The sequence below is a fragment of the Stenotrophomonas maltophilia complex sp. Om-AH-Sm3 genome (assembly GCF_059337855.1).
In genome coordinates this window covers 194,812-214,896 of sequence record NZ_JBYBLQ010000003.1, presented here as the reverse complement: position 1 = coordinate 214,896, position 20,085 = coordinate 194,812, and the positions used below count along the sequence as shown (strand labels likewise).

Here is a 20,085-nt window from a genome sequence, read left to right as displayed (position 1 = left end):
GAGCGGGGCGCCGACGCGCCCCGTCGAAAACTCGTGCTTGCGCTGTATCCGCAGGATCCGATCAGAAGTCCCAGAACACCGGCACCCAGCGGAACGTCTCGCCCTCCAGCGACACCCGGCCCACTGACGGGAACGGAAGATGCGTGGCCACCAGCATTTCGCCGGTACCGGCCAGTTCCTTCAGCAGAGCGATGCGTACGCGTGCGGATTCCTCCGGATCGTGCTCGAAGCCGTTGTGCCAGTTCGGCTGGTCGAAGCCGACCGCGAACACCGCGTCACCGGCAAAGGTCAGGGCCTGCCCCGCGGACGCTACGCGCACCACGCAGTGGCCCGGGGTATGCCCACCGGTACGGCGGGCCGTCACGCCCGGCGCGATCTGCTGTTCGTCCTGGAAGGTGTGCACATAGCTGCTGTACTCGGCCCAGAAGTGCTTGGCCGTGGCGCGCAGTGCATCGGGGAAGCCCTGCGGCATGTTGGTACGGCTGAAGTCCGGCGACTTCCAGAACTCCACTTCCGCGGCTGCGACGTGGATTTTCAGGTCCGGGCGCAGCTGTTCCTTTACGCCTTCAACCAGCAGGCCGCCGACGTGGTCCATGTGCATGTGGGTGATCACCACGTCGGTGATTTCGCCCAGGTTGATGCCGGCGGCACCGAGGCGGCGGATCAGCTGGCCGGCGCGCGGCAGCTGCAGGTCCGGGTCCATGCCCAGGCCGGCATCGATGAGGATGGTGCGATCACCGCTGTGCACCACCATCACGTTCAATGCCCAGTCGAAGGCATCCTGGGGCAGGTACATCTCTTCGAACCATTCGGCACGGTCGGCGGCCGGCACGTTGTGGCCGAGCATCTGGGTGGGCAACGGCAGGACGCCATCGCTGATCACCAGCACTTCGACGTCGCCCACTTTCAGGGCGTAGCGCGAGGGCACCAGTTCATCGAGGGCGGGAGCAATGGGCGCGGCGGTGTTTTCCATACTGAACATGAGGGATCTCCACGAAGAGCCATTTGGCGGGCAGCAATGCAAGGCTGGCGCTAGCGATTCCGGGCGCTTTCCCACGACGCAGGGCGCGGCGCGGCCAGGGCGCGGATGCCTGGCACGCCAGCACTGCGTGGTTCATGGGAAGGTGGGCACTGCGTGAGCGGTGGGCCCGGGACACGGCAGGTGCCGTGTGGGATCAGCCTAGGCAGCACGCCGCAGGTGCGGTAGCGCCGTGAAGGGGTACGTCATGTTGCGTTCCGGGAAGCAATGCGGAACCGGCTGCAATGCCACCATTGCAAGCGCCTCTGGCTCGTTCGGTAGTGCGCAGGCCCAGGTCGGGCAGCTTCGGATGATCATCCAGTCGACCCCGCTGTGGGTCCGCGCAATCAGGACGATCTATCAAGAAATTCGGACTTGTCATATCCCAGATGCCTGATTGCTGGCGCAAAGTACGTCTCACCACCCACCCATGAGAGTTCCCGCATGAACACCTTCGCCCGTACCCTGGCCGTTGCCACCCTCGCCCTCTCGGTCCAGGCCGGCCTGTCCGCGCAGGCCGCCGAACCGGCCACGCCGGCGGCAGTCACCAGCATCGCGCGCACCGCCAGCTACATCACCACCGCCGATGGCGTGCAGCTGTACTACAAGGACTGGGGCCCGAAGAACGGTCCGGTCGTGACCTTCAGCCACGGCTGGCCGTTGAACTCGGACAGCTGGGAATCGCAGATGATCTTCCTGGCCAACCACGGCTACCGCGTCATTGCCCATGACCGTCGCGGCCACGGCCGTTCCAGCCAGCCGTGGGATGGCAACGACATGGATCACTATGCTGATGACCTGGCCACGGTGATCAATACGCTGGACCTGCACGATGTGACCCTGGTGGGCTTCTCCACCGGTGGCGGCGAAGTGGCGCGCTACATCGGCCGGCATGGCACCGGGCGGGTGAAGAAGGCCGTGCTGATCAGCTCGGTACCGCCCTTCATGCTGAAGACCGCCGACAACCCGAACGGCCTGCCGATCGAAGTGTTCGATGGCATCCGCAAGGCACAGATGGATAACCGCGCGCAGCTGTACAAGGACATTCCGTCGGGCCCGTTCTATGGCTTCAACCGCCCGGGCGCGAAGGTGTCGCAGGGGCTGATCGATGCGTGGTGGGCGCAGGGCATGCAGGGCGGCCACAAGAACACCTACGACTCGATCGCTGCGTTCTCGGCCACCGATTTCCGCGCAGACCTGAAGAAATTCGATGTGCCCACCCTGGTCATCCACGGTGACGACGACCAGATCGTGCCGATCGACATCTCAGGCCGCCAATCGGCAAAGCTCATCAAGGGCGCAAAGCTCATTGTCTACCCGGGTGCGCCGCACGGCCTGACCGACACCCACAAGGACAAGGTCAACCAGGACCTGCTGACGTTCCTGCAGGAAAAGTGAGCAACGCGGGCTTCGGCAAGGCGCCGGAGCCCGTCTCATATCGCAGAGTCTCATTGCGTCGTTTGCCCGCGCACGTGACGGTCGAGGACGATGCGGTTACTTGTGACCTACCCATTCGGGGCAGGCGGACAGTAAAGCCTGTTGCCAAACTGGAGCCTTCACACCAGAAGGACAGCGAGATGAGCGCCCCCAACCGCAAGACGGCCAGCCTCGGCGTACCGTGGGAATCGGCGTACGGTTACGTGCAGGCCGTACGCGTGAACAATTCGATTTTCGTGTCGGGCCAGCTCTCGCACACGCCGGAAGGGCAGCTGGTGGCGCCAGCCACTCTGGGTGCTGATGGCAAGCCAGCTGACTTCGGCACCATGGAGGCGCAAATGAGGCGCACCTATGAGAACGCGCAGATAGTGTTGGCCGAGCTGGGCGGATCGCTGGCGGATGTGGTGGAGGAGACCCTGTTCGTCATCGATGTGCCGGCCGCATTTGCCGCCAGCGGCAAGGTCAGGCCGGCCGTCTACGGCCAGACTGTCCCGCAGGTGGCCAGCAATCTTATTGGCGTTTCTGCGCTCGCGTTCCCCGAACAGCTGATCGAGATCGCCTTGCGCGCTGAAGTGCAGTCTTAGTACGCCCCCTGACGCGAAGCGGCGCTGGCAAGCTCGCGCGCCAGGAACGGCGCCGTCCTGCTGCCCTTGGCGCGGGCCACCTGATGCGGTGGCCCCGCCGCCACGACGGTGCCGCCCGCGCTGCCTGCGCCCGGGCCGACGTCGATCACCCAGTCGGCCTGTGCGACAGAACGCATGTCGTGCTCGATCATCACCACCGTGTTGCCTGCGTCCACCAGCCGCTGAAGCTGCACCAGCAGCCTGTCCGCGTCTGATGCATGCAGGCCGGTGGTGGGTTCGTCCAGCACGTACAGCGTGCGCCCGCGCTGGCTGCGCTGCAGCTCTGTGGCCAGCTTGATGCGTTGCGCCTCACCCCCTGAAAGCTCCGTGGCCGGCTGGCCCAGCCGCAGGTAGCCCAGGCCGATCTCCTGCAGCAACTGCAGCGGGCGGGCGATGGCCTCTTCTTCGGCGAAGAACGCATGGGCCTGGTCCACCGTCATCTGCAGGACCTCGGCAATGTTGCGGCCGTTCCACTGCACCTTCAGCGTGGCCTCGTTGTAGCGGGCGCCGTGACAGGTGGGGCACGGCGCATAGACGCTGGGCATGAACAGCAGTTCGACGCTGACGAAACCCTCGCCTTCGCAGGTCTCGCATCGCCCCTTGGCTACGTTGAACGAAAAGCGGCCCGCATCGAATCGGCGACGGCGCGCGTCGGGTGTCGCGGCGAACAGCTTGCGCACGTGGTCGAACAGGCCCGTGTAGGTAGCCAGGTTGGAGCGTGGCGTGCGGCCGATGGGCTTCTGGTCTACCTGTACCACGCGCTGGATGGCGTCCACGTCGCCGGCCAGCTGGCCCCGCGTGGCTTCGATCACGGTCGGCCCATCCGCGGGCGTGCTGTCGGCGCTGTCGTCCACGGGCTCGTGCCCCAGGTGCAGCAGTATCAGCTCGGGCAGCGCTTGTGCCATCAGGCTGGACTTGCCCGATCCGGAAATGCCGGTCACTGCGGTCAGAAGCCCCAGCGGTACCTGCGCGTCCACACCGTGCAGGTTATGGCGATGGATACCCTTCAGCTCCAGCCAGCTGATGGCACTGCGCTGCCGGCTGGCCGGCGCAGGCACCTGGTCGAACAGGTACTGCGCCGTGCGCGAATCCTGAACGTTGCGCAGGCCGTCGGGCTCGCCACTGTAGAGAACGCGTCCGCCATGTTCCCCTGCCTGCGGGCCCACATCCACCAGCCACTGCGCGCGGCGCATCAGCTCCAGATCATGTTCAACAACGAACACCGAGTTACCGCCGTCGCGCAGGCGTTCCAGCGCGTCGTACAGCGCCTGGCTGTCGGCCGGATGCAGGCCGGCCGACGGTTCGTCGAGCACGTACAGCACGCCGAACAGCAGCGAGCTGAGCTGCGTGGCCAGGCGCAGGCGCTGCAGTTCGCCGGCCGACAGCGTGGGCGTGGCGCGATCCAGCGAGAGATAGCCAAGGCCGAGCTCGCGAAGTTGCCGTACCCGCGCCATGACCCCGCCCGCGAGCCGTTGCGCCGCCAGGCGCTTTTCCTCTGACAGGGCTGAGGTCAGGCGCACGTCGGGGGCGCCTTCGTGGGTCGCGCGGCCACTTGCTGCCCGCTTGGCGCGATCGCGGGGCGTTGCACGCCTGCTGGTACGCGCGCCGTGGCTGTGTGCACTGAAATCGCCCTGCGCGATGGGCTCGAGCAAGGCCGCCAGCTGGTCCAGCGGCAGCCGCATGAACTCGCCGATGTCCACGCCGGCGAAGGTGACCGAAAGCGCTTCCGGCTTCAGGCGCTTTCCCTGGCAGGCGGGGCACAGGCGGCCTTCCATGTAGCGGGAAACACGCTTGCGCATCAGCGCGCTCTGGGTGTTGGCAAAGGTGTGCAGCACGTAGCGGCGTGCGCCGGTGTACGTGCCCATGTAGCTGGGCTCCAGCTTGCGCTTGAGCGCGGCGCGGGTCTCGGCCGGCGTGAAGCCGGCATAGACCGGCACCGTGGGCGTTTCCTCGGTGAACAGGATCCAGTCCCGGTCCTTCTTCGGCAGCTTCTTCCACGGCGCGTCGATGTCGTAGCCCAGCGTGACCAGGATGTCGCGCAGGTTCTGGCCATGCCAGGCCGGTGGCCAGGAGGCGATGGCGCGCTCGCGGATGCTCAGCGATGGGTCCGGCACCATCAGCGCTTCGGTCACCTCATAGACGTGCCCCAGGCCGTGGCAGGTGCTGCAGGCACCCTGTGGGGTGTTGGGCGAGAAGTCTTCGGCGTACAGCATGGGCTGGTGGGCCGGGTAGGCCCCTGCCCGCGAGTACATCATGCGCACCAGGCTGGACAACGTCGTCACGCTGCCCACCGATGAGCGCGCATTGCTGGCACCGCGTTGCTGCTGCAGGGCGACCGCCGGTGGCAGCCCGTCAATGGCATCCACGTCTGGCACGCCGGCCTGATCGATCAGGCGACGCGCGTAGGGCGCGACGGATTCGAAGTAGCGCCGCTGCGCCTCGGCGAAGACCGTGCCGAAGGCCAGCGAGGACTTGCCGGACCCCGACACGCCGGAGAACACCACCAGTGCATTGCGTGGAATGGAGACATCGACATTCTTCAGGTTGTGCTCGCGCGCACCGCGCACCTCGATGCAGCCGCTGGCTGCGGCAGCACATGACGATTCGCCAAAGGGGGTGTTGGACATCTCAGCATTCCTGCATTCGGTGGGCGGATTGCGCATGGTGCGCCCGAGGGGCCATTGTCGCCGCTGGGGAGTGAATGGCGTGAGGGCGCCGGAAGCGGGATGTTGTCTTCACCTCCCGTTCGTACGGCCTTGCCCAGCCAAGGGCTAGCGTTGGGTGCCCACACACCGGAGGCCGTCATGCACCCCGACGTACTTGGCTGGGCCGCCACGGCGGTACTGATGGCAACCTTGATCCGACAGATGGTGAAGCAGTGGCAGTCGCCCAACCCGGAAGCCGTATCCAGGTGGCTGTTCGCAGGCCAGATGACCGCGTCTGCGCTGTTCACGGTGTACAGCGCGATGCTGGGCAGCGTGGTCTTCGTGGTGACCAATGCGATGCTGCTGTTGACGGCGGTGGTGGGCCAGGTGATGGCGTGGCGCCGCCGCGGCCGACGCCGGGCTCCCCCGCCCTGCTGATTGTTAGTGCGCGTTGCCTGAAGGTTTGACATCACGTTGCCCCGCCCTTGATGGGGCCGCTCACAACGCATTCCTATGCTGGGCCCACCACCTGCGAGGTGGTGATCAACCTGGAGATGCACCATGCAACGCGACCAGAAAGACCTTCCCCATCCGGACACGGAGGCGCAGCGCCCCGATCCTGTCAGTCCGCTGCAGGCAAAGCTGCACAACCACCGCAATCATGACGAAGCGCTGCAGGAGACCTTCCCCGCCAGCGACCCGATCTCTCCCTTCGTCGCTGCACCCACGCCGGACGAGCAGGCCAAGCGCCTTGGGGAGCGGGTGAGGTTGCCAGACCGTCGCACGGATGAGGAGGCCGCGGGAGGTGACGAGTGATCCGGCGCGGCTTCGCCCGTGTCGCGGCCGCGACCGCGCGATTGTCCGGCAGCCTGGGGGCATTCGTCGCAGCGCTGGGGGTGATCATCACCTGGGCTGCCAGCGGGCCGGCCTTCCACTTCAATGACACGTGGCAGCTGGTGGTGAATACGGGAACAACCATCGTGACCTTCCTGATGGTGTTCCTGATCCAGCATACGCAGAACGCCGACACCGCAGCGCTGCACATCAAACTGGATGAACTGATCCGTGTCAGCAAGGACGCCAACCAGGAGCTGTTGAATCTGGAGTCGATGGAGCCGGCCCACCTTGAAGAGATACGCCAGCGCTACGAGGCACTGGCGAAGACCGCTGCAGACATCAAGTCCAAGAAGGAGCGCTGCATGCCCTGCGATGCGGACGCGGCCGCCGAAGCCTGAGGTCGCTGCTGCGGCGGCTACCTGCGCCTATGCCTGTTCTGGTGTGAGGCCCTGCCTGGCAGGGCCTTCGAGCAGCGCTCCGGTGGCGGAAAAGCGGCTGCCGTGGCAGGGGCAATCCCATGTGCGCTCATGGTCATTCCATTGAACAACGCACTTCAGGTGCGGGCAGAGCGCCGACATCGTGTGCAGGCGCCCTCCCTCGTCGCGGTAGACCGCAGTTCGCTTTCCACCCACGTCCAGGAGCGCGCCACAGCCACGGGCCAGCTCGGTGGGTGAGTGCGACGGCGCAGCACCAAGGCGATCTCCCACCATGTGCCGCGCAACCGTGCCATTGGTACGGGCCCAGCCGGCCGCCGAGCGCACCGGTGTGAAGCGCATGGGGCTGAGCAGCCGCTCGATCTCGCTGGTCGTGCCGAGGATTCCCTCGGTGATCGCACGCGCGGCCACGCCCGCCCAGGTCAAGCCGTCCGGCCCATAGCCAGTAGCCACCCACACATTGTCGTGCGCGCTGCTGCCGATGTAGGGCAGCTGGTCGGCTGCACGAAACTGCTGCGCGGACCAGCACAGCGGCTCGCCCTGCACGGAGAAATTGCGATGCGCGTCGGCGACCAGGTGCTGGGCTGGATCCATCGGCGGCGTTTCGCCGGTGCGGTGGGTCTCGCCGACCAGCACCAGCCAGTCACGGCCATCAGTGCCGCGCACCCCGCGCAACGAGCGGTGCCGATCGGCGATCCAATGAATGCCCGCCGCGGGCGGCCTGGCAACCGGTACCGCCACGCCGTATTCGCGGTAGACCTCCATCTCGGCCTGCACCAGGTTGAAGCCCGCTGGCGAATGGGTGGCCAACACGAAGTGCCTGGCGTGGATGCGGGCGCCGTCGGCCGTCGCAACGCCGGCGGATGCCTCGATGCTGTTGATCCGGGTCCAGTCGTGGATGCGCACTCGGCCCGCCAGATGTCGCGCCAGCTCAATGCAGAACGCCGCCGGATCCAATTGCGCCTGATCTGCAACGCGGAAGGCGTGGCCCAAGGTGAACGGCAGCCCGGACTGGTGGTGTTCGCATTGCAGGCCGACGCGCTGATAGGCCTGCAGCTCACGCTCGAATCGCGCAGTGACCTCGCGGGTGCGCTCCTGCATGCCGTACTGCATGGCCACGCGTTCGAAGCCACAGCGCAGATCGTAGCGGTGAACCAGTGCTTCGATGGACCGCAGCGCCTGCTGCCGCCACTGCACGATACGACTGGCCGTGTCACCGCCCCAACGCGCGATCAGGTCTGCCAGCCGGGAAACGGGCGCGTAAAGATTGCCCGTGGACATCACCGTATTGCGCCCGCCGATGGGCCCCGCATCGACCACCAGCACATCCAGGCCGCTATCGGCCAGGCGGGCCGCTGTCAGCAGGCCGGTCATGCCAGCACCAACCACCAGCACGTCCGCCTGCGTGGTTCCGGCAAGTGGACGGAAGCTGTTCGATTCGGCATCACGGGACCAGAGGCTGGCGCGCGGTAACGGGTCGGCCATGAATACACCTTTGCAGAGTCAGCTGGGAGCTTTCCCTGATACGCCGTTGGGGGTGAAACAGCGGTGGTGCGGCCGTGCAGGAAATGCTCACACGCGTAGCAGCAGCGATGCCGATCAAAGGCGGGTGAACATCGCGTGGGCGACACGCCTGCGCCTGCTATGCGGGCGACGACGCGTCCCTTGCAGTGCGGTCGCTAGCTTGCCTGGAAGGAGGAACCCGCTGTGAGCACGCACCTGGAGATCGACCTGATGATCGCGCAGCTGGAGGAAATGCTGCCAGTATGGGCGGGGTTCTACCCCGAGCCGCAGTTCATCCGCATGCTCGCCGAGGCGTTGGACTTCATTGCTGCCAGTGCCGACTCGGATGCCCGGATGTATTGCGTGATGCGCACCGGGCACCTCAACGTGTGCAGCGGAGAGATCCCGTGGGCAGCGCGCTATGGAGGTCGTTGAGCCATCACGTCAGGCCGCGATGGCATAGGGTTCGACCAACCTGGCCAGGACGTCCATCGCCGTCTCAGCCTCGGCCTGGCCGTCGCTGTGCTGCACAAACCCCAGCCAGTCTGCGCGGGCCAGGCGTCTCATCACCGCCGGCTGCGTCGGGAGCCAGCGCATCGGCCAGAACGGGAGACGCCGATTGCCTACCCTGCCGCGCTGCAATTCGATCAGTCCCGTGTGGCTGGTAGCACCGAGCACCCGTGAGTACGCCACGCTCAAGCCGTCTTCGGGCCCCTCCATGTACTGCAGGAATCGGACTCCATCGAACAGCAGCACCCCGGTGACGCCCGCATTTCGGTTGAAGCGGGCGGCGTCGTCCACCAGATCATCCAGCTTCCCACTGCCAAGGCCCAGCGGATCACCCGCAACGGCTGGGCCCGCTTCACTGACGTATGCGACTGCCCGGATCGGCATCGGCTGCTCCTGTAGAGAATCCCCCCAGATTCCGCGCCCCAAGCATAGGCCAACTGCGTCGGACAATTGTTTCAACGCCGTGCATATTGTGAGTCAGTCGGATTCGGGCCGACAGACGGTACCGGGCACGAGCGCAGGCTATGGGTCCGCCTGCGCCCACCGCGCGAGATTCTGTTCCATTTTCTCGATGCCGGCCCACGGATCCTTGCGGCGCCGTTTGAGCTTTGGCGGCACGTCCTTGATCGTGAATGCGTCGGCACGCTTGAGTTTGGCCAAGTCACCCCATGCGATCGGCAACGCCACCGGTGCCCCCGGCCTGGCCCGCAACGAGTACGACGCGACCGCCGTTGCTCCGCGCCCGTTTCGCAGATAGTCAACGTAGATCCGCTTGTTGCGCAGGCTTTTGGTGGCTGTTGCCAGGAACCGCTGCGGCTCGGACTGCGCCAGCGCTTCGGCGAAACCCTTCGCAAAGCGCTTGGTCAGGTCCCAATCGCATCCCGGGTTGAGCGGCACGACCACGTGCAGGCCCTTGCCGCCGGATACACGCAGGAATGACTCCAGCTCCAGCTGCGCCAGCAGTTTGCGGATGTCGGTGGCCGCTTTCTTGACCTCGGCAAAGGGCACGTCCGGTCCTGGATCCAGATCGAACACCACCCGGTCGGCCTGCTCGGGCGCTTCGGCGTGGCTGCCCCACGGATGGAATTCCAATGCGTTGAACTGCACCAGTTCGAGCAGGCTGGCCGGGTCGCGCACGACCAGGTAATGGGCATTGATGCCGCTTTCTTCCTTCAGCCTTACCGCGTCGACCAGTTCCAGTCCGGCCGTATGGTGTTTCTGGAAGAAGCAGGGTTTTGCGGTGCCACTGGGGCATCGGATGATCGACAACGGGCGATCAATCACCTCGGGCAGGAGATGATCCATCACTGCTGTGTAGTAATCCCACACGTCCTGCTTGGTGTAACCGTCGCCGGGAAACAGGATCTTGCCCGGAGACGACAGCGACGGCGGCGCGCGATCGGCCACCGGTGCCTTCCTGGCCTTGCGCGCAGGTCGCGAGGCTGCCGGTGTGCGCGCCGCCGCCAGGGACGTTCCAGCGCGATCGGAATCGGCAAGGTCGGCGATATCCTTGTCGGCCCGCACCGCCTTCAACGACGCCTGGCGCAACAGCTTCTGCCCGCCGATCCCGCGGTAGAAGACCTCGACCACGAAACGCGGCTCGAACCAGGTCGCAGCGCGCAGGTCGGTGTCCTGCGTGGGCACGTAGGCGGTCGGCTTGCGGCCGCCACCGCCCTTGATGCGCTTGCTGATGTCACCGATCAGTTCGTCCGAGAACCCAGACCCGACGCGGCCGGCGTAGAGCCAGCCATGCTTCGCATCCGGCCGGGCCAGCAGCAGCGAGCCGAAGCCGGTGCGGCTGCCTTTGGGTGCGGTATATCCGACCACCGCGAATTCGTCGCTGGCCAGTTGCTTGGTCTTGCGCCAATCCTCGCTGCGGCCGCTCTGGTAGCTGCGGTCGGCGCGCTTGGAGATGATGCCCTCGAAATGCTGCTCGCCGGCCACGCGATAGGCTTCATCGCCATCACCTTGCACATGCGAACTGAACGCCAATGGGCGGCCCTGCCCTTCCAGCACGGACTGCAACAAGGCCTTGCGCTCCAGCAAGGGCGCATCAGCGACATCCACACCATCGAGATGCAGCAGATCGAACAGTGCATAGGTCAGCACACCTTGGCGCTCGCCGGAGAGCGTGGCCTGCAGCAGGTTGAAGTCCTCCTTGGTGCCGGCGCCGGCGATGAGCTCGCCGTCCAGTGCGGCTGAAGTCAGGCCCAGTGCCGCCACCGCGTCACGTATCTCGGGGATCTTGCCGGTCCACTCCAGTGCATTCCGGGACCAAAGCTGCACTTTGCCCTCGGCGACCGTGGCAAGGATGCGGTACCCGTCCCATTTGATCTCATGGACCCACTGCTCGCCCTGGGGCGGCGCGTCTCCCAGCCTGGCCAACTGCGGTTCGAATGGACCGGACGGCGCTGCGGCCCTTCTTGCCTTGCTGAGCGCCAGGGCCTTCTTCGTCCAGTTCTTTGCCCGGGTGCGCCTGGCGGGTACAGTGGCGAGCCTCTTCTTTGAAGTCTTGCCGGCGCCCGACCGCTTCAGATCCTCCGGAGGGGGTTCAGCGACATCCGCCAGCAGATCGTCCGCCTCGATATCGCCGGCAAATTCGTCGTCCTCCTTGAACAGCAGCCACTGCGGCTGGCGCGCCGGCTTCCCGGAGCGGACCAGATGCCATCCGCCCTTCAGTTTGGCGCCGAACAGCTCGAAGCGCAGATGTCCCTTGGCAAGCTGTGCTTCCGGGTCGCCCTGGGTGGCCCATACACCGTGGTCGAACTGGGCAACATGGCCACCGCCGTACTGGCCTTTGGGGATGTCGCCCTCGAAGCTCGCGTAGTCGACAGGATGATCCTCCACCTCCACCGCCATGCGCTTGACCTTCGGGTCGTAACTGGGCCCTTTGGGCACGGCCCAGCTCTTCAGCGCGTCCCCGACCTGCAGGCGGAAGTCGTAGTGCCTGCGGCTGGCATGGTGCAACTGCACCACGAAGATGGCGCGTTGGCCTTTCGGTAGCGCCTTGCCCGGCTCGGGCTCCTGGGTCTGGTCAAAACGACGCTTGCGGCGGTACTCGACCAGCGACATGGGCAACTCCGCGCTATTGTCCCAGATGCTTGCGGACCGCAACGGCGGTGGGGCCGACCGCCGCGACAGCGGCACGAAGTTCTGCGGCGGACACGCCCAGCGTCGCGGTCCAGTACTGCAGCTCGTAATCTTCGTTGACGTTGATACGATCCCGGTCCGGGCTGCCGGTGTTCTTCTTGTCATCGCTCATGGGAGTCTCCACGCGTGATCGGGCGTGAAGTGACCGTACCGGGCGGTGCATGGGTACGAAGCGATGCCATTGTGAAGCCATGGCGAAGACCTGGATGCATCGGCGGCAACAGACGTCGACAGATCCCGCCTCGTGAAGACAGCGCGCAGAGTTCGCGTGGACGTTCCCATGCGGCCTTCACCTGGCCCCTGCCCGATCGCAACCGGGCAGGACCTACGCTGCGCACTCCACTCACTGCGGAGCCCAGTATGGCTATCAAGACGGCGGAAGACCTGTTCATCCACGAACTCTCGGACATCTACAGCGCCGAGAAGCAGCTGACCAAGGCCCTCCCACGCCTGGCCCGTGCGGCCGAGAACCCGGACCTGGCCATGGCGTTTGAGACGCACCTGGAAGAAACCCAGGGCCAGATCGAGCGCATCGACCAGGTGGTGGAGATCCTGGGCATTCGCCTGAAGCGCATCAAATGTGCGGCGATGGAGGGCCTGGTGGAAGAAGGCAAGGAAGTGATCGACACCATCGACAAGGGGCCGGTGCGGGATGCGGCCCTGATCGGCGGCGCGCAGAAGGTCGAGCACTACGAGATTGCGTCCTACGGCACCATCGCCGCGCTGGCCAAGCAGCTGGGCTACAAGGATGCCCTGCCGCTGCTGCTGGAGACGCTGGAGGAAGAGAAGGCCACCGACGAAAAGCTGACCCTGCTGGCCAAGGGCGGCGGCAACGCCAAGGCCGCGCAGGCCGCCTGACCGGCGCACCGCGGAGCCCGGCGGCCACGGATGGCCGCCTCAGGGCCCGTACAGCACCTGATCATTCGGGCAGAAGAACGTGCGTCGCCGCGTGGTCCCCATGTAGAGCTTGCTGATCGGGCCACCGCACAGAGGGCAGACTTTTTTCGTGTGCACCTGCCAATGCTTCTTCAGCTCGAAACGGCGCTTCCACTCCAGGAAATCAAAGCTGTAGGCGCGGGCCTGCTCGATCATGGCGGTAAGCCTGCGTGGCGGCAGGTCGCCCAGCCGGGTGGCCGGATGCACGCCTATCCGGAACAGCACCTCGTTCTTGATGATGTTGCCCACGCCGGCGAAGACGGTCTGGTCCAGAAGCGCATCACAGACCATGACATCCGGCATGGCCTTCAACTTGCGCCGGGCCAGCTTTGGATCCCAGGCCTCGTTCATCACGTCCGCGCGCCAATCGTAGACATCGTCCAACGGCTCCTCGATCAGCCGCACGGAGCACGCATAGAAGTTCAGCTCGCCATTGTCGAACCTCAGGGATACACGCGGCGGGGTTGGCTTCCGTTCGTCGATGCGCCAGCTGCCGAACATCATCAGGTGGATGCGCAGCGTGTGGCGGCTGAATTCCAGCAGGAAGTGCTTGCCCCAACTGCGGACCGCCTTGACCCTGCGGCCCTGCAGCGGTGACAGGTCGATGCGGCTGTTACCGGACACGGTGCGGACCACGTGCCCCTTGAAATAGCTCGCCGCTTCCCGCAAAAGCACGATGGAAGGACCTTCAGGCATGGGCGTTCTCCTGCAGCAGCGCCTGCAGGCGCAGGGCGTTGCGGGTAGCGTGGCCGAGTGCGGTATTGTCCAGTACGAACCAGGCCGGCCGTTGCGCATCGGCTTCGCGCTGCAGCCGTTGCGCCAGCTTCGCCAGGGTCTGCTCGCTGTACGCACTGCGATAGATCTGCGGTTGGCCGTGCCAGCGCCAGTAGCTCCACGTGCGGTGACCGCCGGGCATCGCTGCCGCCGGCACCCGTGCCGGATCCGCGGCAACCCGTGCAACGCCATGCGCACTCAACAGCGCATCGACCTCCGGCGTGAACCAACTCGGGTGGCGCGGCTCGCACGCCAGATCGGCCCGCGTGCGGGCGCGCAGGCCCCGCAGGAAGGTTTCGGTCGTGGTCGTGTCATACACCAGGCTGGGCGGCAACTGCAGCAGCAACGGACCGAGCTTTCCGCCCAGCGCCAGCACGCCTTCAAGGAACTGTTCGAGCGGTTGCATTGCATCGCGCAGCCGACGCTCATGGCTGATCTCGCGCGGGAGCTTCACCGCGAACCGAAAGCCCTCCGGAACGCTCGCGGCCCATCGCGCGTAAGTCCTGGGCTGGTGCGGTCGATAGAAGGACGAGTTGATCTCCACCATCGACAGGCGTGTGGCATAGCGCTGCAGTAGGCTGTCGCCCGCGCCGAACGCTTCCTGATCCGCCCGCGGCAGCGACCATCCCGCACAACCGACGCGTGGTGGGGCGGGCGCAACCGGGGCGGCTGCGGCCTTCATCGTGCCAGCTGCCCGTCCGGTTCCGTGATGCTGGCCGCACCTGCCTCCGTGTGCGACTGCGAAACCGACAGCAGACGATCCAGTGCACTCTTCCCCGAGTCGAGCGCCGTCGCGCTGCGCACGAAGCCGGTCCAGTCGGAGATGGCGATCTTTCCCAGCGCCAGCTCGTCCACCCGCACGCTGCGCATCCGCCAGTGCGGAAACTGTCGACGCCCCACCCTGCCCCGGTTCAGTTCGACGATCCCACTGTGGCTGCTGGCGGCCAGAACGCGCATGTAAGCGGCCTTGATTCCTGCCTCCGGGCCTTCCAGGTACTGCAGGAAGCGCGAGCCATCGAACAGCAGTGTGCCGGTGACATCGACGGATTCGTTGAACTGCACCGCCTCCGCCACAAGCTGCTGCAGCCGCTGTTCCGTGAGGTTGCGGGAGGCTTCACTTACGTAGGCAATTGCTCGAAAAGGCATGGCACCACCGGTTGTTGCAGACCGCTCTACCTTAGCCACGCGGATCGTACGCGCGGTGAGATCGGTGTGGAGGCTGCGTCGAACTGTGGCGTGGCCCTTCCGCATCGCGTTGACGCGCGGTTGGGTTGCGGAATACGTGTCTGCCTGTGCGCACACGCGTGCACCATGGTCCGTGGAGGCAGGATGAGGAATCGCGGGCTTCCGGATGACGCCACGTTGGCAGCCATGCCACCGCCGTCTAGCGCCGGATCTGGAAGATGGTCGCTGCCGCCAATCGGGCGGCTAAACCCAGGGAGACTTTCCATGGCCAACCAGAACCAGAACCAGGGCAACAGCAACCGCGGTTTCGCTTCGATGGACGAGGACAAGCAGCGCGAGATCGCCGCCAAGGGTGGACGTGCCGCGCACGAGTCAGGTAACGCCCATGAATTCAGCTCGGAAGAAGCACGCGAAGCCGGCCGCAAGGGCGGCGAAGCAGTGAGCCAGGACCGCCAGCACATGGCTGACATCGGTCGCGAAGGCGGCCAGAACAGTCGCGGTGGTGGCAACCAGGGCGGCAACCAGGGAGGCGGGCAGCAACAGCAGGAACGTGGCGGCGGCAACAACCGCGGTGGCCAGCAGCGCTGATCGGCATTGAAACCCGATGTACCCCTTCGTGGGCGGACGTGATGTCCGCCCACTTTCGTGCGCCCTCGGGTCACTCACGGGCGTTTCAACTGGGGCGCCGCAGGTGGGCGCCCCAGGTTTTTCACGGCTCGCGTGGCGGCAGGTCCAGTGCGCCCGCGCCCGGGCCGGCCCCCAGCTCGGCCCCGGTGGTCGGCCGCGCTTCCGGATCGGAGAGCGTGCGCAGCGTCATGGCCTGCACCGCCGCTTGTTCGCGCGGATCCAGGTCCACCGTGCCGCTGCCGTCGCCACCGTCCACCGCAGCCTGTGCCTCGCGGTCGCTGACCCGCTCCCAGAGCTCGCCGCTGTTCCAGCTGCCCTGCAGGTCGTCGGCGCCGTCGCCCTGCGACATGTCCATGTACAGATCGGTGAACGCAGGATCCCCCGGCAGCTTGCCCGGTGGGAAGTTGGGCTGGATGCTGTGCAGCGCCTTCTCGAACGACTTCATGTGCGCGATCTCGCGCGTCATCAGGAAGCGCAGCGCGTCCTTGATGCCCGGGTCGTCGGTGACGTTGATCAGGCGCTCATACACCAGCTTGGCGCGGGCTTCGGCCGCGATGTTCGAGCGCAGGTCGGCGCTGGGATCGCCAATCGAGTCGATGTAGGCGGCTGTCCAGGGCACCCCGCTGGAATTGACCAGCGCCGGGCCGCCGCCGTAGAGGATCTGTTCGGTGTGGCTGGTGCTGTTCTGGCCCAGCAGCCGCATGTCCTCGGCCTCGGCAAGCCCTTCGGACTGGATTGCCTTGGGCCCGCGGTTGAGCATGGCGATGATGGTGCCGATGATCTCCAGGTGGCTGATCTCCTCGGTGGCGATGTCCATCAACAGGTCCTTGCGCCCGGGATCGCATTCGCCAAGTCCCTGGGTGAAGTAGCGCATCGCAGCGGCCAACTCGCCCTGCGGGCCGCCGAACTGCTCAAGCATGAGGCTGGCGAGCTGCGGATTGGATTCGCGAACACGCACGGTGTACATGAGTTTCTTGTGATGAAAGAACATGAGGATTTCTCCAGTGGCTGGCGTGGGCTGGCTTCGCGGTCAACGCTTGGCCTGGGCGCCAGGCGTTTCGTCACGGTTGAGGAACGCGCCGACCAGGCCGTCCTGGTGGTCCTCCAGCCAGCGCGCCATGGCAACCTCTTCCTGCAGGATCTGGCCACACACCGCCGCAATGTCGGGCGCACCGGCGCGCTCGGCAGCGATCACCAGCGCCCGGTACGTGGCGATCTCGGTGTTCTCGAAGCCGAACGAAAGGCCCACGCTCTTGACCACCTCATCTTCCATCAGGGTGTTGCCAGCGGCGTGGATGGCGGCGGTCATGCTGGCGAACAATCCCTTTGCGGTGGGCACACTTCCTCCCAGCGCCTCGATGCACTGCCGCAGGGAAGCGGCCTGCCCCTGTGTCTCCTGGACGTGCTGGCCGATCCGGGCAGCAAGCTGGGGGTAGTTCTCGATCCGCGAAGCCATGGCCTTCATCATGGTCTCCGCTTCCTGCTCCATGGCGTAGGCATCCTGCAGCCATTTCAGCAGGCGTTCGCGTCGGGTGTCGTTGTGGTCTGCCATCTCGATCTCCGGTCTGGGGCGACATGCCTCCGGAGAACATGGTGGAGCGCTGGCAATCACCGCCTTGTCGGGCGGTGTGAACCGCTGGAGGTGGCCGCTGCACGCCGCCCTGATGCAGCGATAACATGCACGGACCGCGGGCTGGCTCCGTTACGCGATCAGGGCACCGGGCTGGACAGTGCCGCGCCGCCGGCTCGACCTTGCAGGCTGCCACCCGACGCGCGCGGAGCGTCCGTTGCCACCAGCGCCTGTACCACACGATGTTGCATGCGATGAGCGCCGCCCTCCACGCCCACGACATACACGAAGCGCCCATCGAACTTGGCGTGCGCGCCCTCCAGGAGATCGTCGGCCTGCAGCGCCCGCTTGAGCGACTTCATCCACGTGCGTTCAGGCATGCGGTCCAGTTCCACTACGATGGCAGTGCCACCGCAGTCCAGCGGCATGCACTCCAGACGCAGGACGCGTGGAGAAGCAGAATCGGTTCCGGATAGCGGCATGAGAGAAGCTCCGATGCGGGGGACGGCGGCAGTATCCATGGCACGTGCCAAGGCGCCGTCAACGAGCTCCATCCGGCCCTGCACGCCGCCTCGACGGTGCTGGATGCGCGCTTCACGGGCTTCGCGCCGGGCTGACAACCCGCACGCACCATATTGATGCTGCACAGCACAGACTGGCGCTCCCGAAGCAATACAGGCTGCACACATGCAATCCGGAATGAGCCAGCGCAGATGCAACCTGCTGCTGGTGGAAGACCAGCTCGACCTGGCAGCACTGATGGAACATGCACTTGAGGACGCCGGCGACCAGGTGACGCACGCGTACAGCGTGTTCGACGCGCTGGGACTGCTGGACACCCAGCGATTCGACGGCGCCGTGCTGGATGTCGAGCTTCGCGACGGCGTGGTGTTCCCAGTCGCAGATCGCCTGGCGGAACTCGGCATCCCCTACCTGTTCGTCTCCGCGGTCTATGACCAGCTGGTGCCGCAGCGCCACCGCCGCGCCGCCTTCGTGGCCAAACCATTCCACGTCGGTCAGTTGCAGGACACTGTGCGGCGCGTGGTGGGCGACGCCTGCGCACCCTCTTCCGCACACTGACCCCAGCCACAGCGGTCAACCCAGGTGCGGGGCCACCACCAGGCTCAGCTGGCGCAGCGCACCACCACGGGACAGCCCATCCCAGTTGCCATGCGCCACATCCCGGATATCAGAGCCCTGTACCCACAGCAGCCGCATTGGCCAGTAGGGAAAGAACCGGCCGGAAACCCTGCCGCGGCCCAGTTCGATCAGCTCGCAATGGCTGCGGGCACTGAGAATGCGGCTGTACACCACGTTGATGCTGTCTTCCGGTCCCTCGATGTACTGGAGGAAGCGGAGCCCGTCATAAAGAAGTACACCCGTCACGCCGGCTTCGAAGTTGAAGCGGGTGGCGGCCCTGGCGAGGTCGTCCACATGGTCCATGGAAAGCCCCGGTATCGCCTCACTTGCGTAGGCGATCGCGCGGAGGGGCACAATCGTTCCTTCTGGCGCAGGAGGTTTCCTGCACGGCAATGATCGCTGCCCCGTTGTAGGCAGGGATGAGGGCCTTCAGGCGCTGAGGCACCGCCCCGTCCCCTCGGCTGCACACTGCGCTAACACCGGTCCCGGACTTCAAGCGGCGTTCGCGTAGGGCTCAACGATTGCGAGCAGCTTCTCCATCGCTTCGGCTTCGTTCTGGCTCGTTACCGCCCGCTGGATGAAACGGCTCCAGTCAGCAAGGGCGATCCTCTGCAGCTCGCCCACGCTGACCGACAGGCAGCGCATCGGCCAGAACGGCAATCGCCGCTGCCCGACGCGGCCACGCCCGAGCTCGGTCAGTTCGGTGTGGCTGCGGGCGCCGCTCACGCGGGAGAAGGCAACATCCAGCCCGTCGGCGGGGCCTTCCATGTATTGCAGGAAGCGCTGTCCGTCAAACAACAGGACGCCGGTCACGCCCGCCGATCGGTTGAAGCGGGCCGCATCTTCCATAAGCGCAGCCAGGCATTCCGGGGTGAACCCGGGGACAGCCTGGCTGACATAGACAATCGCGACGTTCGGCATCGGCCCCTCCTACTCTCCCAGCCGATGAATCTAAGGTCGGCAGCGTTCACGCGCCGTAAACGCGCACAGTGAACAGGTCACACAGTGCTCGATGAACCTTGATTTCATGGGCTCGGGCTGGATCCGGGAGTGCTGACGCCCCCTCGCCTGCTGCGGTGCGACGGAATGCCCGGCCTGCAATGAAAATGGGTCATGGACGTAGGCGCCCTGCGGTCACATCACTGTCTTGGCGATGTGGCGGCCACATGAATACCCGGCGCAGTGTTCCTCACGCGGTCACCGCTGGCGATGTTCCCTGGCAAGCACGCACTGGCGCAGCTCCCACAGCCATGGCAACACCACCAGGCCAAGCGCCGGCAGCAATACGAACCACCAGAGCGCCGGTGCTGCCGGGGCCACACTGACTGCCCATCGAGGTTCGGCCTGCCACGCCACCCAGCCCAGCAGGACCCAAGGAGCGGCGTCGAGCACACTGTGCACGTGCTGCTCGGCCGGGCTGATGCGTCGCCGCCCGTCCGCGCTGACGGTGTCGAAGTAGCCGGCGATTGCGTGGGCGATGACCAGGACCGCCAGCAGCGTGATGAGCGACCAGGTGCTTTCCAGCACGAGCCATGCCAGCACGCCGCTGCCGATGAGCAGCAGCTGCAGCCCATGCAGCAGGCTCTCGCGCATCGCGGACGTGTGCGGCAGGTCGGTACGCCGGTGGAAGTGGAAGTCCAGCGCACCGGCGGACAGCCAGACTGCGTAGACACAGGCCATGACAATCCCGCTCATG

General features: G+C 65.8%; 24 protein-coding genes. 9 read left to right on the top strand and 15 right to left on the bottom strand.

Annotated elements, in window-relative coordinates; genetic code table 11:
• Positions 1-61: 61 nt before the first annotated feature.
• Positions 62-982: an MBL fold metallo-hydrolase gene (locus tag AC10QF_RS05545; protein WP_049427862.1), complete on the bottom strand. Its 921-nt coding sequence runs from the start codon at positions 980-982 to the stop codon at positions 62-64.
• 480 nt (positions 983-1,462) lie between these two features.
• Here AC10QF_RS05545 and AC10QF_RS05540 point away from each other — a divergent pair, with 480 nt between their 5' ends.
• Complete coding sequence (locus tag AC10QF_RS05540; RefSeq protein ID WP_065186740.1) at positions 1,463-2,416, top strand: alpha/beta fold hydrolase; 954 nt, start codon at positions 1,463-1,465, stop codon at positions 2,414-2,416.
• A 179-nt stretch (positions 2,417-2,595) separates the two neighbouring features.
• On the top strand, positions 2,596-3,039 hold the full coding sequence (locus AC10QF_RS05535) for a RidA family protein (protein WP_109336858.1): 444 nt from the start codon (positions 2,596-2,598) through the stop codon (positions 3,037-3,039).
• Here AC10QF_RS05535 and AC10QF_RS05530 read toward each other — a convergent pair.
• Complete coding sequence (locus AC10QF_RS05530) at positions 3,036-5,705, bottom strand: excinuclease ABC subunit UvrA (RefSeq protein WP_494541900.1); 2,670 nt, start codon at positions 5,703-5,705, stop codon at positions 3,036-3,038. The genes AC10QF_RS05535 and AC10QF_RS05530 overlap by 4 nt on opposite strands.
• Before the next feature lie 177 nt (positions 5,706-5,882).
• Between AC10QF_RS05530 and AC10QF_RS05525 the strand changes: the two genes are divergently transcribed.
• The 3 genes from AC10QF_RS05525 to AC10QF_RS05515 all read left to right on the top strand — a co-directional run bounded on the left by AC10QF_RS05525 (position 5,883) and on the right by AC10QF_RS05515 (position 6,958).
• Positions 5,883-6,161: a hypothetical protein gene (locus tag AC10QF_RS05525; RefSeq protein WP_111128470.1), complete on the top strand. Its 279-nt coding sequence runs from the start codon at positions 5,883-5,885 to the stop codon at positions 6,159-6,161.
• 123 nt (positions 6,162-6,284) lie between these two features.
• Complete coding sequence (locus tag AC10QF_RS05520) at positions 6,285-6,539, top strand: hypothetical protein (RefSeq protein WP_069138523.1); 255 nt, start codon at positions 6,285-6,287, stop codon at positions 6,537-6,539.
• Positions 6,536-6,958, top strand: coding sequence for a low affinity iron permease family protein (locus AC10QF_RS05515; RefSeq protein ID WP_019336571.1), 423 nt, complete (start codon positions 6,536-6,538; stop codon positions 6,956-6,958). Before AC10QF_RS05520 ends, AC10QF_RS05515 begins: the two co-directional genes overlap by 4 nt.
• A 27-nt stretch (positions 6,959-6,985) precedes the next feature.
• On the opposite strand, the gene AC10QF_RS05510 is transcribed toward AC10QF_RS05515, so the two are convergent.
• Positions 6,986-8,479, bottom strand: a complete 1,494-nt coding sequence (locus tag AC10QF_RS05510) for an FAD-dependent oxidoreductase (RefSeq protein ID WP_494541899.1) — start codon at positions 8,477-8,479, stop codon at positions 6,986-6,988.
• A gap of 222 nt (positions 8,480-8,701) precedes the next feature.
• On the opposite strand from AC10QF_RS05510, the gene AC10QF_RS05505 reads away from it, so the two are divergent.
• Positions 8,702-8,932: a hypothetical protein gene (locus AC10QF_RS05505; protein WP_069138521.1), complete on the top strand. Its 231-nt coding sequence runs from the start codon at positions 8,702-8,704 to the stop codon at positions 8,930-8,932.
• Between the two features lie 9 nt (positions 8,933-8,941).
• Here the strand turns inward: AC10QF_RS05505 and AC10QF_RS05500 are convergent, their stop codons facing one another.
• From AC10QF_RS05500 to AC10QF_RS05490, 3 genes are all read right to left on the bottom strand, one after another.
• Complete coding sequence (locus AC10QF_RS05500; protein ID WP_494541898.1) at positions 8,942-9,391, bottom strand: BLUF domain-containing protein; 450 nt, start codon at positions 9,389-9,391, stop codon at positions 8,942-8,944.
• A gap of 138 nt (positions 9,392-9,529) precedes the next feature.
• Positions 9,530-12,079 (bottom strand): DNA ligase D, encoded by a 2,550-nt coding sequence (ligD, locus tag AC10QF_RS05495; protein WP_494541897.1) that lies wholly within the window; start codon positions 12,077-12,079, stop codon positions 9,530-9,532.
• Positions 12,080-12,092: 13 nt separating this feature from the next.
• On the bottom strand, positions 12,093-12,269 hold the full coding sequence (locus AC10QF_RS05490; protein WP_494541896.1) for a DUF3606 domain-containing protein: 177 nt from the start codon (positions 12,267-12,269) through the stop codon (positions 12,093-12,095).
• 248 nt (positions 12,270-12,517) lie between these two features.
• Here AC10QF_RS05490 and AC10QF_RS05485 point away from each other — a divergent pair, with 248 nt between their 5' ends.
• Positions 12,518-13,015, top strand: a complete 498-nt coding sequence (locus tag AC10QF_RS05485) for a YciE/YciF ferroxidase family protein (protein ID WP_494541895.1) — start codon at positions 12,518-12,520, stop codon at positions 13,013-13,015.
• A gap of 39 nt (positions 13,016-13,054) precedes the next feature.
• Here AC10QF_RS05485 and AC10QF_RS05480 read toward each other — a convergent pair whose 3' ends face one another.
• From AC10QF_RS05480 to AC10QF_RS05470, 3 genes are read right to left on the bottom strand one after another with little or no spacing between them, the layout of a single operon-like run.
• Positions 13,055-13,789 carry a DNA-formamidopyrimidine glycosylase family protein gene (locus tag AC10QF_RS05480; protein WP_111176345.1) on the bottom strand — a complete coding sequence of 245 codons (735 nt, stop codon included), beginning with the start codon at positions 13,787-13,789 and terminating at the stop codon, positions 13,055-13,057.
• The gene (locus AC10QF_RS05475; protein ID WP_494541894.1) at positions 13,782-14,549 is read right to left on the bottom strand and encodes a DUF72 domain-containing protein; all 768 of its coding nucleotides are present in this window, start codon (positions 14,547-14,549) and stop codon (positions 13,782-13,784) included. Before AC10QF_RS05475 ends, AC10QF_RS05480 begins: the two co-directional genes overlap by 8 nt.
• Complete coding sequence (locus AC10QF_RS05470; RefSeq protein WP_111176349.1) at positions 14,546-15,013, bottom strand: BLUF domain-containing protein; 468 nt, start codon at positions 15,011-15,013, stop codon at positions 14,546-14,548. The genes AC10QF_RS05475 and AC10QF_RS05470 overlap by 4 nt, the downstream gene beginning before the upstream one ends.
• A 303-nt stretch (positions 15,014-15,316) precedes the next feature.
• Here AC10QF_RS05470 and AC10QF_RS05465 point away from each other — a divergent pair, with 303 nt between their 5' ends.
• Positions 15,317-15,640 (top strand): KGG domain-containing protein, encoded by a 324-nt coding sequence (locus AC10QF_RS05465; RefSeq protein WP_005409695.1) that lies wholly within the window; start codon positions 15,317-15,319, stop codon positions 15,638-15,640.
• Between the two features lie 121 nt (positions 15,641-15,761).
• On the opposite strand, the gene AC10QF_RS05460 is transcribed toward AC10QF_RS05465, so the two are convergent.
• The 3 genes from AC10QF_RS05460 to AC10QF_RS05450 all read right to left on the bottom strand — a co-directional run bounded on the left by AC10QF_RS05460 (position 15,762) and on the right by AC10QF_RS05450 (position 17,629).
• The gene (locus AC10QF_RS05460) at positions 15,762-16,670 is read right to left on the bottom strand and encodes a manganese catalase family protein (protein WP_049416476.1); all 909 of its coding nucleotides are present in this window, start codon (positions 16,668-16,670) and stop codon (positions 15,762-15,764) included.
• 39 nt (positions 16,671-16,709) lie between these two features.
• Positions 16,710-17,231 (bottom strand): ferritin-like domain-containing protein, encoded by a 522-nt coding sequence (locus AC10QF_RS05455; RefSeq protein WP_049416479.1) that lies wholly within the window; start codon positions 17,229-17,231, stop codon positions 16,710-16,712.
• A gap of 158 nt (positions 17,232-17,389) precedes the next feature.
• Complete coding sequence (locus AC10QF_RS05450; protein WP_241898812.1) at positions 17,390-17,629, bottom strand: hypothetical protein; 240 nt, start codon at positions 17,627-17,629, stop codon at positions 17,390-17,392.
• Positions 17,630-17,936: 307 nt separating this feature from the next.
• Here AC10QF_RS05450 and AC10QF_RS05445 point away from each other — a divergent pair, with 307 nt between their 5' ends.
• Entirely contained in the window at positions 17,937-18,329 is a 393-nt protein-coding gene (locus AC10QF_RS05445) for a response regulator (RefSeq protein WP_111097390.1), read from the top strand.
• Between the two features lie 15 nt (positions 18,330-18,344).
• On the opposite strand, the gene AC10QF_RS05440 is transcribed toward AC10QF_RS05445, so the two are convergent.
• The 3 genes from AC10QF_RS05440 to AC10QF_RS05430 form a co-directional block, all read right to left on the bottom strand.
• Complete coding sequence (locus AC10QF_RS05440) at positions 18,345-18,743, bottom strand: BLUF domain-containing protein (protein WP_049441059.1); 399 nt, start codon at positions 18,741-18,743, stop codon at positions 18,345-18,347.
• Positions 18,744-18,881: 138 nt separating this feature from the next.
• Entirely contained in the window at positions 18,882-19,310 is a 429-nt protein-coding gene (locus AC10QF_RS05435; RefSeq protein WP_111190974.1) for a BLUF domain-containing protein, read from the bottom strand.
• Positions 19,311-19,586: 276 nt separating this feature from the next.
• On the bottom strand, positions 19,587-20,084 hold the full coding sequence (locus AC10QF_RS05430) for a hypothetical protein (RefSeq protein ID WP_049441006.1): 498 nt from the start codon (positions 20,082-20,084) through the stop codon (positions 19,587-19,589).
• Position 20,085: the final 1 nt, after the last annotated feature.

Bases quoted from the DNA above. Each gene is read 5' to 3' on its own strand.
- AC10QF_RS05520 (WP_069138523.1), top strand. From the start codon at position 6,285: ATGCAACGCGACCAGAAAGACCTTCCCCATCCGGACACGGAGGCGCAG.
- AC10QF_RS05470 (WP_111176349.1), bottom strand. From the start codon at position 15,013: ATGCCTTTTCGAGCAATTGCCTACGTAAGTGAAGCCTCCCGCAACCTC.
- AC10QF_RS05450 (WP_241898812.1), bottom strand. From the start codon at position 17,629: ATGCCTGAACGCACGTGGATGAAGTCGCTCAAGCGGGCGCTGCAGGCC.
- AC10QF_RS05455 (WP_049416479.1), bottom strand. From the start codon at position 17,231: ATGGCAGACCACAACGACACCCGACGCGAACGCCTGCTGAAATGGCTG.
- AC10QF_RS05465 (WP_005409695.1), top strand. From the start codon at position 15,317: ATGGCCAACCAGAACCAGAACCAGGGCAACAGCAACCGCGGTTTCGCT.
- AC10QF_RS05535 (WP_109336858.1), top strand. From the start codon at position 2,596: ATGAGCGCCCCCAACCGCAAGACGGCCAGCCTCGGCGTACCGTGGGAA.
- AC10QF_RS05460 (WP_049416476.1), bottom strand. From the start codon at position 16,670: ATGTTCTTTCATCACAAGAAACTCATGTACACCGTGCGTGTTCGCGAA.
- AC10QF_RS05540 (WP_065186740.1), top strand. From the start codon at position 1,463: ATGAACACCTTCGCCCGTACCCTGGCCGTTGCCACCCTCGCCCTCTCG.
- AC10QF_RS05480 (WP_111176345.1), bottom strand. From the start codon at position 13,789: ATGCCTGAAGGTCCTTCCATCGTGCTTTTGCGGGAAGCGGCGAGCTAT.
- AC10QF_RS05510 (WP_494541899.1), bottom strand. From the start codon at position 8,479: ATGGCCGACCCGTTACCGCGCGCCAGCCTCTGGTCCCGTGATGCCGAA.
- AC10QF_RS05500 (WP_494541898.1), bottom strand. From the start codon at position 9,391: ATGCCGATCCGGGCAGTCGCATACGTCAGTGAAGCGGGCCCAGCCGTT.
- AC10QF_RS05530 (WP_494541900.1), bottom strand. From the start codon at position 5,705: ATGTCCAACACCCCCTTTGGCGAATCGTCATGTGCTGCCGCAGCCAGC.
- AC10QF_RS05445 (WP_111097390.1), top strand. From the start codon at position 17,937: ATGCAATCCGGAATGAGCCAGCGCAGATGCAACCTGCTGCTGGTGGAA.
- ligD (WP_494541897.1), bottom strand. From the start codon at position 12,079: ATGTCGCTGGTCGAGTACCGCCGCAAGCGTCGTTTTGACCAGACCCAG.
- AC10QF_RS05485 (WP_494541895.1), top strand. From the start codon at position 12,518: ATGGCTATCAAGACGGCGGAAGACCTGTTCATCCACGAACTCTCGGAC.
- AC10QF_RS05525 (WP_111128470.1), top strand. From the start codon at position 5,883: ATGCACCCCGACGTACTTGGCTGGGCCGCCACGGCGGTACTGATGGCA.
- AC10QF_RS05490 (WP_494541896.1), bottom strand. From the start codon at position 12,269: ATGAGCGATGACAAGAAGAACACCGGCAGCCCGGACCGGGATCGTATC.
- AC10QF_RS05430 (WP_049441006.1), bottom strand. From the start codon at position 20,084: ATGAGCGGGATTGTCATGGCCTGTGTCTACGCAGTCTGGCTGTCCGCC.
- AC10QF_RS05475 (WP_494541894.1), bottom strand. From the start codon at position 14,549: ATGAAGGCCGCAGCCGCCCCGGTTGCGCCCGCCCCACCACGCGTCGGT.
- AC10QF_RS05545 (WP_049427862.1), bottom strand. From the start codon at position 982: ATGTTCAGTATGGAAAACACCGCCGCGCCCATTGCTCCCGCCCTCGAT.
- AC10QF_RS05435 (WP_111190974.1), bottom strand. From the start codon at position 19,310: ATGCCGAACGTCGCGATTGTCTATGTCAGCCAGGCTGTCCCCGGGTTC.